General features: G+C 36.2%; 12 protein-coding genes. All 12 read left to right on the top strand.

Annotated elements, in window-relative coordinates; translation table 11 throughout:
* Positions 1-56 precede the first annotated feature (56 nt).
* Positions 57-1,163 (top strand): glutamine-hydrolyzing carbamoyl-phosphate synthase small subunit, encoded by a 1,107-nt coding sequence (carA, locus tag AABB81_RS06295; RefSeq protein WP_342159340.1) that lies wholly within the window; start codon positions 57-59, stop codon positions 1,161-1,163.
* A 114-nt stretch (positions 1,164-1,277) separates the two neighbouring features.
* Positions 1,278-2,567, top strand: coding sequence for a phosphopyruvate hydratase (eno, locus tag AABB81_RS06290; protein ID WP_342159338.1), 1,290 nt, complete (start codon positions 1,278-1,280; stop codon positions 2,565-2,567).
* Between the two features lie 142 nt (positions 2,568-2,709).
* Positions 2,710-3,996, top strand: a complete 1,287-nt coding sequence (locus tag AABB81_RS06285; RefSeq protein ID WP_342159336.1) for a citrate synthase — start codon at positions 2,710-2,712, stop codon at positions 3,994-3,996.
* 122 nt (positions 3,997-4,118) lie between these two features.
* A complete protein-coding gene (locus AABB81_RS06280) occupies positions 4,119-5,030 on the top strand; it encodes a dimethylarginine dimethylaminohydrolase family protein (protein WP_342159335.1) in 912 nt (303 codons plus the stop codon).
* 10 nt (positions 5,031-5,040) lie between these two features.
* Entirely contained in the window at positions 5,041-5,985 is a 945-nt protein-coding gene (gene ctlX, locus AABB81_RS06275) for a citrulline utilization hydrolase CtlX (RefSeq protein WP_342159333.1), read from the top strand.
* A 360-nt stretch (positions 5,986-6,345) separates the two neighbouring features.
* Positions 6,346-10,845 (top strand): T9SS type A sorting domain-containing protein, encoded by a 4,500-nt coding sequence (locus AABB81_RS06270; protein WP_342159332.1) that lies wholly within the window; start codon positions 6,346-6,348, stop codon positions 10,843-10,845.
* A gap of 229 nt (positions 10,846-11,074) precedes the next feature.
* The gene (locus AABB81_RS06265; RefSeq protein ID WP_342159331.1) at positions 11,075-13,654 is read left to right on the top strand and encodes a T9SS type A sorting domain-containing protein; all 2,580 of its coding nucleotides are present in this window, start codon (positions 11,075-11,077) and stop codon (positions 13,652-13,654) included.
* Positions 13,655-14,175: 521 nt separating this feature from the next.
* Entirely contained in the window at positions 14,176-15,156 is a 981-nt protein-coding gene (locus tag AABB81_RS06260) for a Gfo/Idh/MocA family protein (protein ID WP_342159329.1), read from the top strand.
* A gap of 34 nt (positions 15,157-15,190) precedes the next feature.
* Positions 15,191-15,976, top strand: a complete 786-nt coding sequence (rfbF, locus tag AABB81_RS06255) for a glucose-1-phosphate cytidylyltransferase (RefSeq protein ID WP_342159328.1) — start codon at positions 15,191-15,193, stop codon at positions 15,974-15,976.
* A 9-nt stretch (positions 15,977-15,985) separates the two neighbouring features.
* Positions 15,986-17,086, top strand: coding sequence for a CDP-glucose 4,6-dehydratase (rfbG, locus tag AABB81_RS06250; protein ID WP_342159326.1), 1,101 nt, complete (start codon positions 15,986-15,988; stop codon positions 17,084-17,086).
* 2 nt (positions 17,087-17,088) lie between these two features.
* Positions 17,089-17,631: a dTDP-4-dehydrorhamnose 3,5-epimerase gene (rfbC, locus tag AABB81_RS06245; RefSeq protein WP_342159325.1), complete on the top strand. Its 543-nt coding sequence runs from the start codon at positions 17,089-17,091 to the stop codon at positions 17,629-17,631.
* Positions 17,628-18,923, top strand: coding sequence for an NAD(P)H-dependent oxidoreductase (locus tag AABB81_RS06240; protein ID WP_342159324.1), 1,296 nt, complete (start codon positions 17,628-17,630; stop codon positions 18,921-18,923). The genes rfbC and AABB81_RS06240 overlap by 4 nt, the downstream gene beginning before the upstream one ends.
* Positions 18,924-18,930 lie beyond the last annotated feature (7 nt).

Below are 18,930 nucleotides of genomic sequence, written 5' to 3'. Positions count from 1 at the left end.
AAAGAAAATGTATATTTTTCACAAAATTAACCCGTTAAAATAATTTATCATAAGGTATGAAGTACGAAGCACACAAAAAGGCAATTTTAATCTTAAAGGATGGAACCATGTTTGAAGGTAAATCGGTTGGAATTGATGGAACTGCCGTTGGAGAGATTTGTTTTAATACCGGAATGACAGGATACCAGGAAATCTTTACTGATCCTTCGTATTTCGGACAGCTCATGGTAACGACAAATGCCCATATTGGGAATTATGGTGTCAATAATGATGAGGAAGAATCGGAGGGAATTAAAATATCAGGTTTAGTTTGCCGTAATTTTAGTTTTGATTACTCCAGGCCGAATTCGCAGGATTCGTTGCTCGAGTATTTTAGAAAACAGAATTTTGTAGCCATTTCGGATGTTGATACGCGTGCTTTGGTGCGATATATTCGCGATAAAGGTGCGATGAATGCTATTATATCGACCGACACGGACATCGATGGACTCAAAAAGCAGCTTGAAGCTGTCCCTTCCATGGATGGCTTGGAGTTAGCTTCAAAAGTATCAACTTCAAAACCTTATACAGTTGGTGACGAAAACGCAAAGTATAAAATATCTGCCCTTGATATTGGAATTAAGAGAAATATTATAAGAAATCTGAATGAGAGAGGCTGTTTGGTAAAGGTCTTTCCCTATGATGCCTCTTTTGAGGATTTAAGTTCTTTCGAACCGGACGGGTACTTTTTGTCTAACGGACCTGGAGATCCGACACCGCTTAAAAATGCCCAGAAACTGGCATCAGAGATTATTGATCGAAATTTACCGCTATTTGGAATCTGTCTGGGTCACCAGGTAATTGCTCTTTCTAAAGGCATTCCTACGTATAAAATGCACAATGGCCACAGAGGAATTAACCACCCGGTAAAAAATTTGTTAACGGGCAAGGGAGAGATTACTTCTCAAAACCACGGATTTGTAGTTGATAAAAAAGCTGTGGAATCGCATAGTGAGTTGCAGATAACCCATGAACATCTAAATGATCAAACCCTGGCAGGAATGAAGATAAAGGACAAAAACTGTTTCTCGGTTCAATACCATCCCGAAGCCAGTCCCGGGCCCCATGACTCTTCCTATTTGTTCGATCAGTTTATCGACATGATAAAGGAATCAAATGATTAAAGAACAAAGTATTTTTCATCGAAAACGATATCGTACTTAAATACGTATTAGGGCTCGAAAACCTTTAATAATTTGTAAATTTACAACAGATAAAACAATTAAAATTTTAATAAAATGAGCATTATATTAGACATTCATGCAAGACAAATTTTTGACTCCAGAGGAAATCCTACTGTAGAGGTTGATGTAATCACCGAAAACGGTGTAATGGGAAGAGCAGCAGTTCCTTCAGGAGCTTCTACTGGTGAACATGAAGCGGTTGAATTAAGAGATGGGGGAGATGATTATATGGGTAAAGGTGTTTTAAAGGCAGTAGAAAATGTCAATGAAATTATCGCAAAGGAAGTGATAGGATATTCGGTGTTTGAACAAAATACGATTGATCAGATCATGATCGAGCTTGATGGAACTCCGAATAAAGCGAAATTGGGAGCAAATGCCATTTTAGGAGTATCATTGGCAGCAGCTAAAGCAGCAGCTAATGAATTAAACCAGCCTTTGTACAGATACGTTGGAGGTGTAAGTGCCAATACTTTGCCGGTTCCGATGATGAATATTGTAAACGGTGGATCGCATTCTGATGCGCCGATTGCCTTTCAGGAATTTATGGTAATGCCTGTAAAAGCCAAGAATTTTACCGAAGCCATTAAAATGGGTAGTGAGATCTTCCACAACCTCAAGAAATTATTGCACGACAGGGGTCTGAATACTGCTGTTGGAGATGAAGGAGGGTTTGCACCTACTTTTGATGGAACCGAGGATGCCCTTGATACCATTATCAGCGCGATTTCTAAAGCCGGTTATAAGGCCGGTGATGACGTTATGTTGGCTTTAGATTGTGCCGCAGCAGAATTTTATAAAGACGGGAAGTACGACTATACCATTTTTGAAGGTGACAAAGGAGTTGTAAGATCAAGTGAAGAGCAGGCCGATTATATTGCCGAACTAGCCAGTAAATATCCTATCATTTCTATAGAGGATGGAATGGATGAAAACGACTGGGACGGTTGGAAGTATCTAACCGAAAAAATTGGAGACAAGGTACAGTTGGTCGGTGACGATCTTTTTGTAACCAACGTTGAACGTTTGTCAAAAGGTATAGATAATGGAATTGCCAATTCAATCCTTATCAAAGTGAATCAAATAGGTACGTTAACCGAAACAATAGCAGCGGTTAATATGGCGCATAATGCAGGATATACTTCTGTCATGTCGCACCGTTCAGGTGAAACTGAAGACAACACCATTGCTGACCTTGCGGTAGCTCTAAATACGGGTCAGATTAAAACCGGATCTGCTTCAAGAAGTGATCGTATGGCAAAATACAATCAGTTGTTGAGAATTGAGGAAGAGCTGCATAGCACTGCTTACTATCCTCAGCTAAAAGCATTCAAAGTAGGGTAAAGTCTTTTCAGATACAATTTAAAAAGCCGGATGAATATCCGGCTTTTTTGCTGTGTAAAATAGACTAATTTCCGAGGAAAATTGGCAGTTATTTTGTAAATTCGCTCAAAGAATAAATATTAAAAATTTAATACATTATTAGATGTCAGAAGTTGCAAAATTGATTGTTAAAGGACAAGAATATGAATTTCCAGTAGTTGTAGGAACAGAAAATGAAGTGGCCATTGACATAAAGTCATTAAGAGCTATAACCAATGGAATCATTACTATTGACCCCGGATTTAAAAATACGGGTTCATGTGAAAGTAAAATCACTTTTTTAGATGGTGAAAAGGGGATTTTAAGGCATAGAGGTTATGCCATCGAGGAGTTGACAAAAAAAGCCAGTTTTCTTGAAGTGGCTTATTTGATTATTTTTGGAGAACTTCCTACAAAAGAACAATATGTGAAATGGGAAAAGGACATTAAGCATCATTCTTTGCTCAACGAGGAAATGAAAAATATTATAGATGGCTTTCCAAAGAAGGCACATCCAATGGGTATGTTGTCATCTTTAACATCTGCTTTGACCGCTTTTAATCCTGCAACAGTTGATATCACAAAAGAAGAACAGATCTATGGAGCAATAACAAAGCTTATGGGTAAGTTTCCTGTAATCGCTGCCTGGGCGCATAGCAAGAATTTAGGAACTCCTTTAAATTATGCAGATAATTCGTTGGACTATATTGCGAATATTATGCAGATGATGTTTAGGATACCTACAGAGAAATATGTAATGAACCCGATTGCTGTAAGGGCACTGGATGAATTACTGATCTTGCATGAAGACCATGAGCAGAACTGTTCAACATCGACAGTAAGAATTGTTGGCTCTTCTGAGGCTGGATTATTTGCGTCTGTATCGTCAGGAGTCTCGGCACTTTGGGGAAGACTTCATGGTGGTGCTAATCAGGCTGTTTTGGAAATGCTGGAAAATATTCAGAAAGACGGTGGAGATGTAGAGAAATACATTAATAAAGCTAAAGATAAAGAAGATCCTTTTAGGTTAATGGGATTTGGTCACAGGGTATATAAGAATTTTGATCCAAGAGCGAGAATCATTAAAAAAGCAGCAGATGAATTATTTGCTGACTTAGGGACCAATGATCCTGTATTAGAAATTGCCAAGCACCTGGAAGAAGTTGCTTTGAATGATGAATATTTTGCTGAAAGGAAATTATACCCCAATGTTGATTTCTATTCAGGTATAATTTATCGCGCCCTTGGTTTTCCAAGGGAAATGATGACGGTTATGTTTGCTATCGGCAGATTACCTGGATGGATTGCCCAATGGAAAGAGATGAGGCTTAACGGAGAGCCTATTGGCAGACCACGGCAATTGTACACTGGTTATGCCTTGAGAAAATTTAAATCATTCGAGGAAAGATAGAGCATGGCAGGAGTGTAAAAACAGCTCTTTACATAGTTGAAAAAAATAAATAATCGCGCACAGGAATAATCTTATTTTTGGCGCGATTTTTTTATCTATTTTTGTTTGAAAATAATCTGTTTATGGAGCTTCACATTCGCAATGAAACATCAAGGTTAAAGGCAGTGGTTCTCGGTACGGCCGAGTCAAATGGTCCTGTTCCTAAAATAGAGGATTGCTACGACCCTAAATCAATTGAAAACATTCTCGCAGGCACTTATCCGCTAGAAGATGATATGATTAAGGAAATGGATGGTTTTGACCGGGTTTTAAAAAAATATGATGTTCAGGTGTTTCGGCCAAAGGTTATGAAGGATGTTAACCAGATCTTTGCCAGGGATATCGGATTTGTAATCGAGGATAAATTTATCAGATCCAATATACTTCCTAACCGAATCAATGAATTGGATGCCATTAACCACGTTTACGAACAGATAGATCCTGGGAAAAGGATTATCCCCCCGGCATCAGTACATATTGAAGGTGGTGATGTTATGCCTTGGAATGATTATATATTTGTCGGTGTGTATTCCGGTAAAGATTATGCAGACTTTATTACGGCTCGAACCAATATGGAAGCGGTCCACTTTTTAACGAAACTTTTTCCCGATAAGCGAGTTAAGTCTTTTGAACTCAGAAAATCGAATACCAATCCCAGGGAAAATGCCTTGCACCTCGATTGCTGTTTTCAGCCTGTGGGCAAAAACAAAGCGATTTTACATAAAAACGGTTTTCTTGTTGAAGAGGAATATCAATTTTTAGTGGATTACTTTGGTGTTGAAAATATATTTGAAATTTCAAAAGATGAAATGTACGATATGAATTCAAACATTTTTTCTATTTCTGAAAGTGTGGTTGTGTCAGAGGTAGGTTTTAAAAGATTAAATTCTTGGTTAAGGAAACAGGGCTTTACTGTGGAAGAAATTCCCTATGCTGAAATTGGTAAACAAGAGGGTTTACTAAGATGTTCAACCCTACCTTTGATCAGAGAATAAAAAACATGTTATGAAAGAACTTACCAATACGATATTGATGATAAGACCCGTCTCCTTCAGAATGAATGAAGAAACAGCGGTTAACAATTATTATCAGCAAGACCCTGAGCATTTGTCTGCTCAGGAGATTCAAAACAAGGCTTTAAAGGAATTCGATGATTTTGTATCAAAACTTAGGGAACACGGCGTCAATGTTATCGTTGTCGAAGACAGGCCTGAGACGAATACGCCTGATTCAATTTTCCCGAATAACTGGATTTCTTTTCACTATGATGGTAAAGTAGGCGTGTATCCTATGTTTGCAGAAAACAGAAGGCTGGAAAGAAGAGAGGATATATTAGATTTGCTCGAGGAAAAAGGTTTTATCATAGAACAGATCATAGATTACTCTTCGGCAGAGGAAGAGGGTGTCTTTTTGGAAGCAACCGGAAGCATTGTTTTGGATCGTGAGAACAGGATCGCTTATTGTGCCTTATCTGCAAGAGCCGACGAAGATCTCTTTATTGAGTTTTGTGAGGATTTTGAATACACACCTGTTATTTTCCATGCGTATCAAACCGTAAATGGCAAAAGAAAACTGATCTATCATACCAATGTCATGATGGCAATTACACAAAAGAATCTTATTGTATGCCTGGATTGTATCGATGACAAAAAAGAGAAGAAAAATTTTATCGATCACGTCATCAACAGTGGTAAAAAAATTTTAGAGATCACCGAAGAACAGGTTGAACATTTTGCCGGAAATATGCTTCAGGTACTGGATGGTAATAACAAACCATTAACTGTAATGAGTCAGGCTGCCTTTGACAGTCTCAGTCCGGATCAACTGAGGATCTTAGAAAATGAGGCAACACTTTTATCAAGTGACCTCAGTACGATTGAAACCTGTGGGGGTGGAAGCGCCAGATGTATGATGGCGGAGGTGTTTCTAAATGTAAATGATTTGAAATGAAATTATTCTGTTTATAACTATTATTTTTGTTCATAACTCATAACTTTTATAGATTCGATAAATTATTGTGTATTTAATTATCTTATTCTTCTATTTAAGGTCCCTATTTTAGCAGCTTGCTAATAATTCTTTAATAAAATTTCATCCCTTTTTTAAAGCTTCAGATTCCCCCTTAATTCTTTAGAATCTCTTTAGATTTAAAGGATAGTTTCGCCTCAGAAATAATTGTAAACCATCATTGATTAAACTTTTTAACCATCAATATTTCCTATAAAAAGATCCCTCCTGTTTTTACAATAATAGATTATTTAAAGAAAAAGTAAAGTAATTGCTCTAAGACTTTCTATGGAAAAATTTAAAATGAAAAAGTACCTAGATTCTCGATTAGTATTAATTCTATGTTTTGTTGTATTTGGCTTATTCAAAGGACTTGCTCAAAATATACCACCTGTTTTATCAAATTTTAGAATTGAGAATAATAATAAAAATCGAGTTTATTTTGATAGCAGTGAACCGATTTCAGGATCGAGTTTCAAGGGGTTCAAAATAACTGGCGAAAAGGTTAATGGAATTAAAATAAATTCTGGAAGCAAAACAGGTCATTATATAAGTATAGCTGGCTCTTTCGATTTTTGGGATAATAATACCATAAGATACGAAGGTGGAAGTAATATAAAAAGCAATTCTTCAGGTTTATTAAATGAATTTACTTTAGAATACATTGAAAACAAGATACCTGAACCTGAAGGAAGGGGCAATACATATTATGTATCTACAAGTGGAAGAGATTCTAATTCTGGAACTAGTCAAGGAGAGTCGTGGCGGACAATATCTCATGCCGCGAACAAAGCGAAAGTTGGAGATATCGTCTATATTAAAGCTGGTGATTATGGAAATGAGAACATTGATGTCAAGAATTCTGGGAAGGCGAATAATCCGATAAAATTTATAGGGTATAAAACTACTCCAGGTGATAGACCTACCCTAAAACGATCCCAAACTACTTCATTTTCAGCATCTCAAATGCCTTATATACACTCTTCAAAAAATGGAGGTAGCGGGTTTAGTGCTTTTAACAAGAGCTATATAATAATAAGAAATATTCAGGTTGAAGGATATGAAAACTCCATAGATATTGGGAAGTCAAGTTATACTATTGTAGACAATTGTTACGCAAAAAATGGCAGAACAAATATTAGTAATTTTCCCCATTTTACTTCAGTTCAGAATAGAGTTATTAATAGTTTTGTTTCAAACGGTTCACACAACGGTGTCTATATGACAGGTTCGAGGCATTTGATAGATAACGTTTTTGCAAGTTCTAAAGGAAAGCCAGACATGGATTATTATTTAGTTATTGTTGGGGGTAATGTTGGAATTGGAGAGCACATAATTAGAAATTGTGAAGTTGTTAGAGACCTAAATGACTCACATCCAGGTCATGGTATAAGTTTGAAGGCTCAAGGTAGGGATATTGGTTATAGTCTTGTAGAAAAATCCAGGATTATTAATGTGGGAATGTCCTTAGAAGCTAGGCATAGTGGAAGTATGAACAATGTTTATAAGGATATTTTCATTGGTAATAATGGGCCCACATCAGGTATTGGGATTCAGATTACAAGTGCTCAAACCAGTATTTTTGAAAGAATTCATGTAGAAAAAAAATCTTATGCAATTAAATTTCTTGGAAGCACTGAGGATATTGACGCAAAGGATGCAGGTAATGGGAACCTTATTAGGAATTGCATTTTCACTAAAAACTCTGTCAATATTAACATCGTTGAAGATTTAGGTAAAAAGAATAGAAGTCCAAGAAATAATACGATATTAAATAGTGTATTTGACAATGCCTTATTCATGTATTCAATTGAAAGTAATGATAAGGGTAAGAATAATCAAATTGTCAATTCAATTCTATTTAATATAACAGATGAATTTAATCGAGGAAGTGGTGATCGATTTGATTTTATCTATTCTAATTTTTATTCATCAACGGGTTCGAAATGGAGTTCAAAGGCACAGTCGGGTTTAGGAAATATAGTCTTTGATCCATCATTCGTAAATTATTCAAAAGGGGACTTTCGATTGAAATCTAATAGCCCACTGATCGATAAAGGAAAATCTTTTGATAATATCAGATCTGATTATGATAGAAACCATAGGCCTAATGGCAAAAGTAATGATATCGGAGCCTTTGAATTTCATGATACCAGTAAGAGAACAATATTGGCAGATGCAGGGGAGGATTTGGTAATGTGTCAAGGAGATGAAGTAGTATTATCTGCTTCAGGAGGAAATAAATATTTATGGGACTCTGGTCAAAAGACTTCATCAATCACCGTTAGTCCCGACAAGACTACGACTTATACGGTTACGGTAACAGATGGTGTAACAACTGATGAGGATGAAGTAACGGTTACAGTGAATGAGGTTAATGCCAATGCCGGAAAAGATGTAACGATCAATCAGGGAGATGAAGTTACCCTTACTGCATCGGGAGGAGATACATACCTATGGTCAACAGGTGAAACCACCGCCAACATAACAGTTAGTCCTGAGGCTTCAAAAACATATGAAGTGACCGTTGGTTCAAATGGGTGTGAAGACACTGATAGGGTTAGAGTTAAGGTTGAGGATAAGCTACCACCTGTTGTAGCTGATGCCGGTAAAGATATTAGTATTTGTTCAGGTGAAGAAGTTGTTTTAACAGCAACAGGTGGAAGCACATATTCATGGAATACAGGAGGGAGTGCTTCATCAATCACCGTTAGTCCCGACAAGACTACGACTTATACGGTTACGGTAACAGATGGTGTAACAACTGATGAGGATGAAGTAACGGTTACAGTGAATGAGGTTAATGCCAATGCCGGTAAAGATTTAATGATCAATCAGGGAGATGAAGTTACTCTTACTGCATCGGGAGGAGATACATACCTATGGTCAACAGGTGAAACCACCGCCAACATAACAGTTAGTCCTGAGGCTTCAAAAACATATGAAGTGACCGTTGGTTCAAATGGGTGTGAAGACACTGATAGGGTTAGAGTTAAGGTTGAGGATAAGCTACCACCTGTTGTAGCTGATGCCGGTAAAGATATTAGTATTTGTTCAGGTGAAGAAGTTGTTTTAACAGCAACAGGTGGAAGCACATATTCATGGAATACAGGAGGGAGTGCTTCATCAATCACCGTTAGTCCCGACAAGACTACAACTTATACGGTTACGGTAACAGATGGTGTAACAACTGATGAGGATGAAGTAACGGTTACAGTGAATGAGGTTAATGCCAATGCCGGAAAAGATGTAACGATCAATCAGGGAGATGAAGTTATCCTTACTGCATCGGGAGGAGATACATACCTATGGTCAACAGGTGAAACCACCGCCAACATAACAGTTAGTCCTGAGGCTTCAAAAACATATGAAGTCACCGTTGGTTCAAATGGTTGTGAAGACACTGATAGGGTTAGAGTTAAGGTTGAGAATAAGCTACCACCTGTTGTAGCAGATACTAGTAAAGATATTAGTATTTGTTCAGGTGAAGAGGTTGTTTTAACAGCAACAGGTGGAAGCACATATTTATGGAATACAGGAGGGAGTACTTCATCAATCACCGTTAGTCCAACTAAGACTACAACTTATACGGTTACGGTAACAGATGGTGTAACAATTGATGAGGACGAAGTAACGGTTATAGTGAATGAGGTTAATGCTAATGCCGGAAAAGATGTAACGATCAATCAGGGAGATGAAGTTACCCTTACTGCATCGGGAGGAGATATATACCTATGGTCAACAGGTGAAACCACCGCCAACATAACAGTTAGTCCTGAGGCTTCAAAAACATATGAAGTGACCGTTGGTTCAAATGGGTGTGAAGACACCGATCAAATCAGGGTTAGGGTTGAAAATAATAATCCTGACATCATTCCCGTTGTAGCTGATGCGGGTAAAGATATTAGTATTTGTTCAGGTGAAGAGGTAGTTTTAACAGCAACAGGTGGAAGCACATACTTATGGAATACAGGAGGGAGTACTTCATCAATCACCGTTAGTCCCGACAAGACTACGACTTATACGGTTACGGTAACAGATGGTGTAACAACTGATGAGGCCGAAGTAACAGTAACGGTGAATACAGTTGAGGCAGATGTTGGAGAAAACAGGACAATTGATGCCGGAGATTCAATTACCTTAACAGCTAGTGGAGGTGATTATTATAAGTGGAGTAATGGTGAAACTTCGAAGTCAATAACAATGAGCCCGACAGAAACAAAAATCTATACTGTAACTGCTTTTAGAAATGGATGTTATGACACATCTAAAGTCCAAATAACAGTTAATCAGCAAATTAAGGTTGATGATCTAATCATTCCTAAGGTTGATGCAGGGGAAGACGTGACTATATGCTCGGGCCAAAGTACAACACTAAATGCAACCGGGGAAGGCTCTTTTCTATGGAGTACCGGAGATCAGTCTTCTTTAGTAAAAGTAAGTCCAAAAAGAACTACCACCTATACTGTACAAGCTCAAAAAGGAGATATTATAGTTACAGATACAATTGTAGTCTATGTGGAATCTTGTCCTGGAACGTATAATAAAATTACTGATTTGAAACTGGTTGTATATCCTAATCCTTCGAATGGATTAGTCAAATTAAATATAACAGGAGCTGAAAAAACACTTGATATGGAAGTTTTCGATATGAATGGAAGATTGATTCATAAAGAAAAGATTGATGCCCGTTATGAGCAAATAAATAAGGATATAGACCTTTCTAGATTGCCTAAAGGAATGTACCTGCTTCGATTGCATAATATGGAGCAAAATGTAGTGAGTAAGATACTATTCGTATAAGGATACTTTCCAGCACTTAAAATGCCATCATTTATGATGGTATTTTTTTTGCTCTATAATGACCACACAGCAGTTTTACAATATTATCTTATATTCTTCGTTTTAGTATGCAATGAACACCATAAAAGCCCTCTAAAAACTGGTGTTAATCTCCCTGAGTTTAGCAAGAACAATTAATGCATAGAATTTATGCTATGAAACAGTAATGTTAAAATTTTGGTAAAAAATTATGAAGATTAAAATAATTGTAATATGTCTAACACTTTTTTCTCTAAAAAGTATTGCTCAAAATATTCCGCCAATTATAACCAATTTCACGATTGAGGATGACCAACGAGCAAGAGTTTATTTTGATAGTAGCGAACCAATTATAGGATCAAATGTTACAGGTTTTATATTGACAGGGAATACGATTATTGGAATAAAAATTAATGCAGGTCAAACAACGGGTCATTATTTTTCAGTTTCAAGGCCTTTTACTTTTTGGGACAACAATACAATTAGGTATGAAGGGGGTAGTGATTTGATAAATGATAATTCAATACCACTTATGGAATTTAATTTAGAATATATTGACAACAATATTTCTGAACCTGAAGGAAAGGGGAATACATATTTTGTAAGTACTGATGGTAATAATAATAGTGCTGGAACTAATATTTCAAATCCATGGAGAACTATTGCCTATGCCGCTTCTCAGGCGACAGCAGGAGATATGGTTTACATAAAGGCAGGTGATTATGGAGATGAAACAATATCTGTCAAATATAGTGGAACTGCTTCAAATCCGATTAAATTCATTGGCTATAAAGAAAATCCTGGAGATAGACCTACATTGAACAGAAATCAGAACACTGAATTTATATCGACTGAAATGCCTTTTATCCATACAAGCAGTAAAAATGGGAGTGGATTTGGAGCAATTGACAAAAAGTACATTATTATAAGAAATCTTCAGGTTGAGGGTTATAATAATAGTGTTGATATAGCCAAATCGAGCTACTGTATTGTTGATAATGTGTACGTGCGGGGTGGGAAAACGAATATTAATAACTTTCCATATTATAAATCAGTTCAAAATAGAGTTATCAATTCTTATGTTTCAAATGGCTCTCATAATGGCATTTATATGACTGGGGCTAGACATTTAATTGAAAACGTTTATGCAACTTCTAAAGGGAAGCCAAACATGGATTATTATATTGTCATTGTTGGAGGAAATGTAGGCATAGGAGAACATATTATTAGAAATTGCGAAGTGTTGAGAGATTTAAGTGATACACATCCAGGCCATGGAATAAGTTTGAAGGCGCAAGGACGAGAGATTGGATATAGTTTGGTTGAGAATTCAATCATTAGAAATGTTGGTATGTCGCTCGAAGCCAGACATAGCGGCAGTAGAAATAATGTTTACAAAGATTTATTTATTACAAACGAAGGATCAAATTATGGCAAGGGTATACAAATCACAAGCGCTCAAAATAGTGTTTTTGAAAGAATATTCGTCGAAAATAAATCGTATGGCATTAAATTTTTAGGGAGCACAGAAGATCCTGACGCCAAGGATGCTGGTAATAATAACCTGATTAGAAACTGTATATTCAATGATAATTCGGTTAATATACAAGTTATTGAAGATTTAGACGGTCAAAACAGGGTGCCAAAGAATAATCTAATCGCTAATTGTATATTTAATGCTGCTGGATCAATGTTCCTCTTTGAGGCTAATGAAAAAAGTCAGAATAATGCAATAATTAACTCTATAATGAATGAAATAAAAAGTGAATTTCACAAGAACAGTAATGCTTATACGTTCGATTTTTCATATTCTAACTTTTATAGTATTAATAAATCTTTTTGGAGTAATAAAGCCGAGAGTGGGGAAGGTAACTTATCTAAGGATCCTGAATTTGAGAATTTGCCTAAATTAGATTTCAGGCTTAAATCGTCTAGTCCCTTAATAGATAAGGGTAAAAGAATTAATCAAGTTAAATCAGATTTTTATAGAAATTCAAGACGACAAGGGAAAAGTTCGGATATAGGTGCTTTTGAATATTACGATAATTCAACAAGTTCACTTCGCGCCAACGCAGGAGATGATAGGGCAATCTGTAAAGGAGAAACAGTAACCATTACAGCAAGCGGTGGGGGACATTATGCGTGGAGTAACGGAGAGACTACTCAGTCTATTGAGGTAAGTCCAACTGAAACAACAACTTTTGAAGTGATAGTATCTGATGGGAATACCTCGGATAAGGATCAGGTAATAGTAACTGTTCATGAAGTAATAGCAAATGCAGGTATGGATGTAGCTATTGCCCAGGGAGATGAAGTAACATTAATTGCTACAGGCGGAGACACATATTTATGGAGTAATGGAGAGACCACATCGAGTATTACCGTAGATCCTAAAGCTACAACAGCTTATACAGTAACAGTAGATAAAAACGGTTGTAAAGATATTGATGAGGTTTTGGTTACGGTTAATTCACAAGTCTCTGATGGGAGTGAGGTAAAAGATGATGCCAGTGAAGGTGTTAGTTTAGTTGAAGAGCCAAAACCATTAGAAATTCAAGTATATCCAAATCCGACTACAGGAATCCTAAAACTTGAGTCGAACAATACCCATCCTGACCTAAATATTCATTTAATCAATTCAAATGGTCAGATTCTATATAACGACAAAACAAATTCTGAAAACACTAGATTTTCAAAACGATTGGACCTTTCTATTTATACAAAAGGTATTTACTTTGTTAGGTTTATGAATTCAACTCAAAATGAGGTTAAGAAAGTAGTGTTGATCTAGCGAAATTAAACGTTAAAGAACACATTAATTTCTGTCATAAAAAAAACGGAAAAATAAATTCTTTTCTTTCGTAAAATAGTTAAAATGTATAGATTTAATTAATGGATTAAGCAGATTTTTTGGATTCGTAAAATAATGATTTCATCTGTTACAATTTACCCAAAAATCAAGCGTTATATCATTAATTAAATAATATTGTAAGTTACAATCTTATATAAAATAGCTTAATATTTTCCCCTATGAAAAACACTGCATTTAAAATTTTGAGATTACATTGTTTTTCGATTCTACACGAATTCGATTGACCTTAGCCTATCACTTATTTAGTAAATAAATAGATGGTAAATTTCAGGGTCGATTTATATTATTACAGGGAAATTTTAGGTTAATATAAGCCTCTTTTTCAGAAGATTAAGAGTGGCTTTAACTTTGAACTTTGTTACAATCAAAATGTGACTGAGAATAGCGGAGCCGTAGAATTTTAGAAATAAAAATAACGATATTTGAATAAATTATAAACCATGAAAAATTTTGCCCTGATCGGAGTAGGAGGCTACGTTGCTGTTAGACATCTGCGAGCCATTAAAGACACAAATAATCAATTATTGGTTGCCCTGGATAAATTTGACAGCGTCGGAATTATGGATAGTTATTTCCCTGATGCTTCATTCTTTGTTGAATTTGAAAGATTCGATCGGCATGTTGAAAAACTAAGGAGAAAAAATGTTCAATTGGATTACATTAGTATTTGTACCCCAAATTATCTGCATGACTCACATATCCGTATGGCATTAAGAAGTGGTGCGCATGCAATATGCGAGAAGCCATTGGTGTTGAATCCATGGAATCTGGATGCCTTGAAAGACATTGAAAATGAATATGATAAAACCGTAAATACCATTCTTCAATTACGCCTTCATCCAAGTATTATTGCGTTGAAAGAAAAAATTGATAAAGGACCCAAAGATAAAATTTATGATGTTGACCTTACTTACTTGACTTCTCGAGGAAACTGGTATTATACTTCGTGGAAGGGTGATGTCACAAAATCAGGAGGAATTGCTTCTAATATAGGAATCCATTTTTATGACATGCTTTCATGGGTTTTTGGAGGGGTTAAATCAAATAAGGTACATTTGCACAAGCATGACAGGGCCTCAGGCATATTAGAATTTGAAAAGGCAAGGGTCAGGTGGTTCTTGTCAATTAATTATGATGTATTGCCGAAAGAGATCAAAGCTAAGGGGCAAAGAACATACCGTTCAATTACGGTAGATGGTGACGAAATTGAATTTAGTGATGGTTTTTTTGACCTTCATACAGCAAGTTATGAAAATATAGTTGCCGGGAAAGGATTTGGATTAGAGGAAGCGAGACAATCCATAGAAATCGTTCATGACATCCGGGTAGCTGAATTATCTCCAATGGAAGGTGATTATCATCCGCTGGCAAAGCTGCCATTGCCGAATCATCCCTTTAAAAGCGGGAGCAGTTCATATTAAAAATATAAATACGATAACCAATTATAAACAGTTTATGAAAACAGTAATTCTTGCGGGAGGATTTGGAACCCGATTAAGCGAAGAGACCGGAGTTAGGCCCAAACCATTAGTTGAGATAGGGGGAAAACCGATATTATGGCATATCATGAAAATGTATTCTCATTATGGTCACAATGATTTCATTATTTGTTGTGGTTATAAAGGATATATGATTAAGGAATTTTTTGCAAATTATTTTTTAAGACATTCTGACGTGACGTTTGATATCAAAAATAATGAAATGAGGATCCATAAGAATAATATTGAACCATGGAAAGTTACCTTGATCGATACAGGTGAAAATAGTATGACCGGAGGCAGAATTAAGCGAATTAAAGATTATGTCGGAAATGAAACATTCTTTTTGACCTATGGAGATGGTGTCAGTGATGTTAATTTCGAAGAGTTATTGGAATTTCATAAGAAGCAGAAATCTTATGCAACGCTTACCGCAGTTCAGCAACCTGGAAGATATGGGGCATTCAATCTAGAAGATAAGAACAATAAAATAGCGCGCTTCAGAGAGAAACCACAAGGAGATGGCCATGATACAGCCTGGATAAATGGTGGTTTTTTTGTTTTGGAACCTGAAATATTTGATTATATTGAAGGTGATGACACTACGTGGGAAAGGGAACCCATGGAAGACTTAGCAAAAGAAAATCAACTGAATGCTTTTAAACATGAAGGGTATTGGCAAAGTATGGATTCATTAAGAGACAGGACAGTATTAGAGAGTATTTGGAAGGAAGGTTCACCGCCATGGAAAAAATGGTCATAAAAAATATATATGATAAACTTTGAATGCTACAAGGATAAAAAAGTCCTTGTCACCGGACATACTGGATTTAAAGGAAGTTGGTTGAGTCAATGGTTATTGAAGCTCAATGCTGATGTTTATGGCTATGCCCTTGAGCCTTCAACAAGCCCTAGTTTGCATGAGCAACTGGGTTTAAAAGATAAAATCAGTAGTAAGATAGATGATATCAGAAATTTCGATGCTTTAAAAGATTATATTCGTTCCACTGAACCGGACATAATTTTTCACCTTGCCGCCCAACCTTTGGTAAGAGATTCATATTTAGATCCGGTTTATACCTGGGAAACAAATGTTAACGGAACAATGAATGTTTTGGAGGCTGTCAGACAACTTGGATTTGAGACTAATATAGTTGTCATAACGTCGGATAAGTGTTATGAGAATAAAGAATGGATTTTTGGTTATCGTGAAAATGATGCATTAGGAGGATATGATCCTTATTCTGCGAGCAAGGGAGCAGCGGAAATTGTTGTTTCATCATGGAGGCGATCATTCTTCAATCCAAAGGATTATTCCAGGCATAAAGTCAAATTGTCATCGGCTAGAGCGGGGAATGTCATTGGTGGAGGAGACTGGGCCAAAGACCGTATTATTCCAGATTGTATCCGAGCCTTACAGGATGAAAAGGAAATTCAGGTTAGAAACCCCTTATCAACCAGGCCCTGGCAACACGTCTTAGAATCTTTAGGAGGTTATTTGTTATTGGGAAGATCATTATTGGTCAAGGATGGGTCGAACCTGGAAAATGTTTGCAGCGCCTTTAATTTTGGTCCTTATGGTGCATCCAATAAGACTGTAGAAGCCTTGGTGAATGAAGTTTTAACACATTGGAAAGGCAATTGGAATTACATAAAAGAAGATGCTTTTCATGAAGCTTTTCTCTTAAACTTGAACATTGATAAGGCAACACAAATTCTCGGATGGAGTCCAGTTTGGAATTTTAAAGAGACGATAGAAAATACTATTTCATGGTATAAATTGGTGTCTGAAGACCCTGAATTGGCAGTAGAAGTTACCAATAAACAAATTGATAGATATTCAGATACATTTTTTGAAAATTTAAATAATTAGACTTGAAATTTACAGCTTTAGAATTAAAGGGTGCTTTTGTTATTGAAGTTAATAAAATAGAAGACCAAAGAGGATTTTTTGGAAGATTATGGTGTGAAAAGGAATTTAAAGATCATAATTTAAAGACGAATATTGTACAGTCAAATGTGTCTTTATCAAAAAAGAAGGGAACCTTAAGAGGTATGCATTTTCAAAAAGGCAAATATGCAGAAACTAAATTTGTTAGATGTACAAGGGGATCTGTTTACGATGTTATTGTTGATTTAAGACCTGATTCTCCTACCTTTAAACAATGGTGTGGTGTGGAACTGACGGCCAATAATTACAAAATGATCTATGTACCCGAAAATTTCGCTCATGGATTTCTAACATTGGAGGATGATTCAGAGGTTTATTATTTGGTAACTCAGTTTTACAGTTCTGAGCATGAGGGAGGAATTCATTATAACGATTCGGATATCAATATAAAATGGCCTATTGAAATAAATGAAATTTCTGATAAGGATAATAACCATCCAAAATTTAGTTTAAAAAATATTAAATGATGTTAGTAGATACGTTTTTAAGAAAAAGAGAAGAAACCAATAATCACATAAAAGTTGGAGTTGTAGGTGCAGGTGAAATGGGCAAGGGATTGATCAATCAGATTTATAAGCACACACCCGGCATGGAAGTTGCTGTTACTTACAGCCGAAACTTGGAAAAGGTACTTGAATGTTATCGAGTAGCCGGTATAGAGAATTTTAAAATAGTTGAGACACTGTACGAATTAAATGAGTCCTTGAATTTAGGAATTTCATGTATTACTCAAAATATTGATCTTTTGATTCATTGTGAAGCTCTGGATCTTTTGGTGGATATGACCGGTTCCATGGAGTTTTCAACCCAATTAACCTATGATGCCATTATGAATAAGCGGAATATCCTATCCTTCAATGCGGAACTTGATGCAACAATTGGCCCTATTCTAAAAAAAATGGCCGTTGGAGCAGGTGTTCAATATTCAATTGCTGAAGGAGACCAACCTGGATGTACCTTAAATCTGTTCAGGTTTGTTAAAAACATGGGTTTTGAGCCTTTGGTTTGCGGTAATATAAAGGGAATGCTTGATCACTATAGAAATCCAGACACACAGGCAAATTTTGCACAACAATGGGGGATGTCACCTTATATGGCCACAAACTTTGCGGATGGTACCAAGGTCGCTTTTGAACAAGCCTGTATTGCCAATGCAACCGGTATGAAAGTAGGTAAAAGAGGTATGTATGGATTTGAGTCAAATGAGCATGTGGATAATCTAACTCATTTGTATGATATTGACGAATTGAGAAGACTTGGGGGTGTTGTTGATTTTATTGTTGGTGCCAAACCTGGACCAGGTGTATTTGTATATGCCACAACAGATGATCCTCATAAGATAAAATACTTGAACTATGGAAAGTTAGGAAAAGGTCCGTTGTATAATTTTTATATTCCTTACCATCTTTTGTTTTTCGAAATCCCAACATCTATCGTCAGGATGATTGATTTGAAGGATGATATCTGTTCTGCAAAGTCAGGACCGGTGGTTGAGGTAATTACAAAGGCAAAAATAAACCTTAAAAAGGGAGATTATATTGATGAGATTGGAGGGTATAAAACATTTGGTGTTTGTGATAACTCGGATATTTGTCGTAAAGAAAATTTGCTTCCATTAGGGTTGGCAAATGGTGCTAGAGTGAAAAGAGACATCTTGAAAGACCAGATATTGACTTTTGACGACGTAGAATGTAATGAAGACACCCTGATTTACAGATTATGGAAAAAGCAAGAGGAAATGTTCCAATGGCAAGGATAGTATTCAT

It is taken from the genome of Lutimonas vermicola (assembly GCF_038433205.1).
In the GTDB taxonomy this organism is placed as follows: domain Bacteria; phylum Bacteroidota; class Bacteroidia; order Flavobacteriales; family Flavobacteriaceae; genus Lutimonas; species Lutimonas vermicola.
The sequence above is the reverse complement of the archived record's forward strand: the minus strand, read 5'-3'. Positions and strand labels throughout refer to the sequence as shown.